At 70.3% G+C, this 4,112-nt stretch carries 4 protein-coding genes; all 4 read right to left on the bottom strand.

The window, feature by feature from the left end; all coding sequences use genetic code 11:
- A partial coding sequence (locus ACOJUJ_RS24295) for a 30S ribosomal protein S1 (RefSeq protein WP_420129513.1) occupies window positions 1-1,026 on the bottom strand: 1,026 nt, incomplete at its 3' end.
- Window positions 1,027-1,132: 106 nt separating this feature from the next.
- Window positions 1,133-1,852, bottom strand: coding sequence for a (d)CMP kinase (gene cmk, locus ACOJUJ_RS24290; RefSeq protein ID WP_420129512.1), 720 nt, complete (start codon window positions 1,850-1,852; stop codon window positions 1,133-1,135).
- Window positions 1,853-1,886: 34 nt separating this feature from the next.
- A complete protein-coding gene (locus ACOJUJ_RS24285; protein ID WP_420129511.1) occupies window positions 1,887-2,672 on the bottom strand; it encodes an energy transducer TonB in 786 nt (261 codons plus the stop codon).
- Between the two features lie 182 nt (window positions 2,673-2,854).
- Window positions 2,855-4,112: 3-phosphoshikimate 1-carboxyvinyltransferase (aroA, locus tag ACOJUJ_RS24280; RefSeq protein ID WP_420129510.1), on the bottom strand; the 1,258-nt coding region annotated here is incomplete at its 5' end.

Here is a 4,112-nt window from a genome sequence, read left to right as displayed (position 1 = left end):
GTAGTTGGTGATGGAGACCACCCGGCCGCGGACGCGCGCGCCCACCGGGTACTTCTTCTCCACGTCCTTCCACGGGTACTCCTGAAGCTGCTTCAGGCCCAGCGACAGGCGCTCGCGCTCCCAGTCGATGTCCAGGACCTTCACCTCAAGCTCGTCGCCGATGCCCACCACCTCGGACGGGTGGCCCACACGGCCCCACGACATGTCGGTGATGTGCAGCAGGCCGTCCATGCCGCCCAGGTCGATGAACGCGCCGAAGTCGGTGATGTTCTTGACCACGCCCACGCGCTGCTGACCGACCTCGAGCTCCTTCTTGAGCTTGTCGCGCTTGATCTCGCGGTCGGCCTCGAGGAGCACGCGGCGGCTGACGACGATGTTGCGCCGGCGCTTGTTGAGCTTGATGATCTTGAAGTCGTACTGCTCGCCGATCAGGTCCTCGATGTTGGGGACCCGGCGCAGCGCGATCTGCGAGCCCGGCAGGAACGCGTCCACGCCCATCAGGTCGACGGTCACGCCGCCCTTGATCTTGCGGGTAAGCGTGCCGGTGACCGCGTTGCCGCCCTCGTACGCCACGCGGATCTGCTCCCACACGCGCAGGAAGTCGGCCTTCTTCTTGGACAGGACGACGACGCCGTCCTCGTCCTCCAGGTTCTCCAGGAAAACCTCGACCTCGTCGCCGATCTGCAGCGAGTCGGGATCCTTGAACTCGTCGCGGGTGACCGCGCCTTCGCTCTTGAAGCCCAGGTCAAGGATCACCGCCTTGTCGGTGATGCGCAGCACGCGCGCCTTGACGATCTCACCCTCTTCGATGTTGCTGAGGGTGGGCTCGTACATCGCCAGCAGCCCCTCGTACTCCTCGGAGGTGTACTCGTCCTCGTCAAAGAGGTCGGGGCGAATGCCCAGCGAGCGGGCGCGGTCGGCGATCTGCTCCAGCGTAAGCTCGCTGCCCCAGCTCTTGCGGGGCTGCTCGGCAACGGCGATGCCGCCGTCCTCGCGCGAGAACTGCTCTTCGGTAACGTCTGCCATGTGTGGGGATGCTCTCCTGTAACGCGGCCTTCCGGACGGGCGAGGTGCCGGCGCCGGTTCGGGGTGATGGACGGGTCCGGACGAAAGCCGGGGGAAACAGAACAAGTTACGGAGTTTCTTCGCTCCGGTCAACCCCGCCCCGCTCCCTGGCCAGGGCGACGATGCGCTCCACCTGCTGGCCGAAGGTCAGGCCGGTGGTGTCGATGACCACGGCGTCGTCGGCCTGCCGCAGCGGCGCCGTTTCGCGGCCGCTGTCGATGGCGTCGCGCCCCTGCAGCAGTCCCGCCTCGGCGCGCACCTCCTCCAGCGGCGGATCGCCCACGCCGCGCTCCAGAAGCCGCCGCCGCGCGCGCTCTTCGGCGTCCGCGATCAGGTACGCCTTGAGCTCGGCGTCGGGAAACACCACGGTGCCGATGTCGCGCCCGTCGGCCACCAGGCCGCCGCGGGCCCCGGACTCGCGCAGGGCGTCCATCAGCCACTGGCGCACGGCGGGGACGGCGGCCATCTGGCTTACGTGGGCGTTCACCTGACCTGAGCGGATCTCCACGCTCACGTCCTCGCCGCGGATGGTCATCACGTACCCCCGGTCGGCGGGGCGGCCGTGCACGTCCATGCGGTCCAGCTCGTCGTGCGTCAGGTCTCCCCACCCGTCCGGATGGATGCCGTTGCGCAGCGCGGCCAGCGTGATGGCGCGGTAAAAGGCTCCGGAGTCCAGGTGCCGGTAGCCCAGCCGCGCGGCGACCGCTTTGGCCGTGGAGCTTTTTCCCGACCCCGCCGGCCCGTCCAGCGCGATGATGATCCCGTCCGGCCGCCCGTGTTCCGTCATCTGCCTCGTCACGATGGTGGGTGATCCGTCCTGGTCAGCCGGCCGGGGGGTCCGCGAGGGACGCCTCGGCGGGCGCGGAGGCCGGGTTCTGGAAATGGATGGGGATGGTAACCCAGGCCTTGACGGGCCGTCCATTGACCTTCGCCGGCCGAAAGCGCGCCTGGCGAATCACGGAAATCGCCGCCTCGTCGAACCGGGGGTCCGTCGTCACGTCCACGCGTGGCGACGCCGGGTCGACGGTTCCGTTCTCCATGATCCTGAAGCGGACCACCACCGCCGCCGAAATCACGCCGTCACGCAGCGCACGCGGAAACCGTGCTTCGATCTGTCTCGCCATCCTCTCGCGGTCCAGCACCTCCGGCCGCTCTTCGATCAGCGACACCTCATACGTGCCCTCGTCCGAAGGAGCCGGGCGCTGCCCCGCGGGGAGCGGGCGCTGGAGCTCAAAGGAGAGGGAATGCGTGATCCAGGCCGCCGCGGGCCGGCCGCCCAGTTGCGCGGGCGCAAAGCGCATCAGGGGAACCAGGCCCGTCGCCGGCGCCACGAACGCCGGGTTCGACGACGCCCGCACGGAGACGGACGCGGGATCGACGGTGCTGTCCTCGCGCACCCGAAAGTTCAGGACCACGTAGCCACGCACGGCGCTGTCCCGCTGGGCGGCCGGGTAGTCCGCGCCGATCTGCCACGAGATCTCGCGTTCGTTCACCAGCCACGGCGGCTTGAACCCGCCCTCCTGACTCGCGGCGGGCGGCGCGGTAGCCAGCCACGCGGCGGCGGCCAGCAGCATCAGCGCCGGAACTCGATTCGGACGAAAACGCATCGTGGATCGATTACGAGTGATAGGACAGCTCGGCGCCCGCATCGAGCTGCGTCGCCGCTCCTTCTCCCGGCCTCACCGTATCCGGGACACGCACGGTGGATGACGAGTGTGTCCCGCCGGCACCGATTCCTGCCTCCGCCACTCGACGAGCACGCGTCCGGTCGGGGGAGAGGGCCCCTGCCCTACGCCGCCACCAGCCTCCGCAGCAGATCCCAGAAGCCGGGAAAGCTTACGTCGACAACTTCGGGGTGATCCACCTCGATGGCGTTCCCCGGCTGCGCGCCCAGCACGCCGAAGGCCATGGCGATGCGGTGGTCGTGAAACGCCTGCACGCGCCCCGCCAGCGGCCGGTCCGTGCCGCGGACGACGATGCCGTCCTTCAACTCCTCCGCCTCTACGCCCAGCGTCCGCAGGTTCCCCGCGACGGCGGCGATGCGATCCGTCTCCTTGACCCGCAGCTCGCCCGCGCCGGTAATGCGCGTCTCCCCCTGCGCGCGCGCGGCCAGGACGGCAAGCATGGGGATCTCGTCGATGCCATCCGGCACCTCGTCGGCGCCGACGTCGATCCCGCTCAGCCGTGCGGGGCGGACGACCAGGTCCCCAACGGACTCGCCGCCGGCGATGCGGACGTTCTCCGTCGCGATCCGCGCGCCCATCCGCTCCACCCAGCGAAAGAAGCCGGTGCGCGTGGGATTGAAGCAGACGTTGCGGATGCGCAGCTCGCCCTCATCCGCCAGCAGCGCCAGCGCGATCAGGAACGCGGCGGACGACGGGTCGCCAGGCACCTCCACCTCCAGCGGCGGGAGCGGGCGGCCGCTGGGGCGGAGGGCGATGCGCACGCCGGCGTCCGTATCCTCCGTCTCCACTGTCTCGCCAAGTGCCTCCAGCAGGCGCTCCGTGTGGTCGCGGGAGAGCATCGGCTCCGTGACGGAGACAGGGACGCCCGCGCCCAGGCCGGCCAGCAGCACCGCGCTCTTGATCTGCGCGCTGGCCTTGGGTGAGGTGTAGTCGATGGAGTGCAGCGGCCCGCCAATGACCTCGATCGGCAGGCAGCCGGGGGCGCCGGCCTCGCGGAAGCGCGCGCCCATCCGCGCCAGCGGATCGGTGATGCGCCGCATGGGCCGCCCGCGTAGGGAGTCGTCGCCGGTCAGCGTGGACGCGAAGGCGCGGCTGGCGAGCAGGCCCATCATCAGCCGCGCCGTCGTCCCGCTGTTGCCGCAGTCCAGCCACTCCGCGGGCGCCGTCCACGACCCGATCCCCCGCCCCATGACGACGATCTCCGACCCGTCCGCCGGCAGGTCGGGGACGGCGCAGCCCAGCGCGCGCAGCACGGACGCGGTGCTGCGGCAGTCCGCGCCGGGCAGCAGCCCCCGCAGCCGGCTCTCGCCCGCCGCCACCGCGCTGAACATGAGCGCACGATGCGTAAGGGATTTGTCGCCG

Origin of the sequence: Longimicrobium sp. (assembly GCF_048594345.1) — a bacterium.
Lineage (GTDB): Bacteria > Gemmatimonadota > Gemmatimonadetes > Longimicrobiales > Longimicrobiaceae > Longimicrobium.
This window is presented reverse-complemented; position numbering and strand designations above follow the sequence as displayed.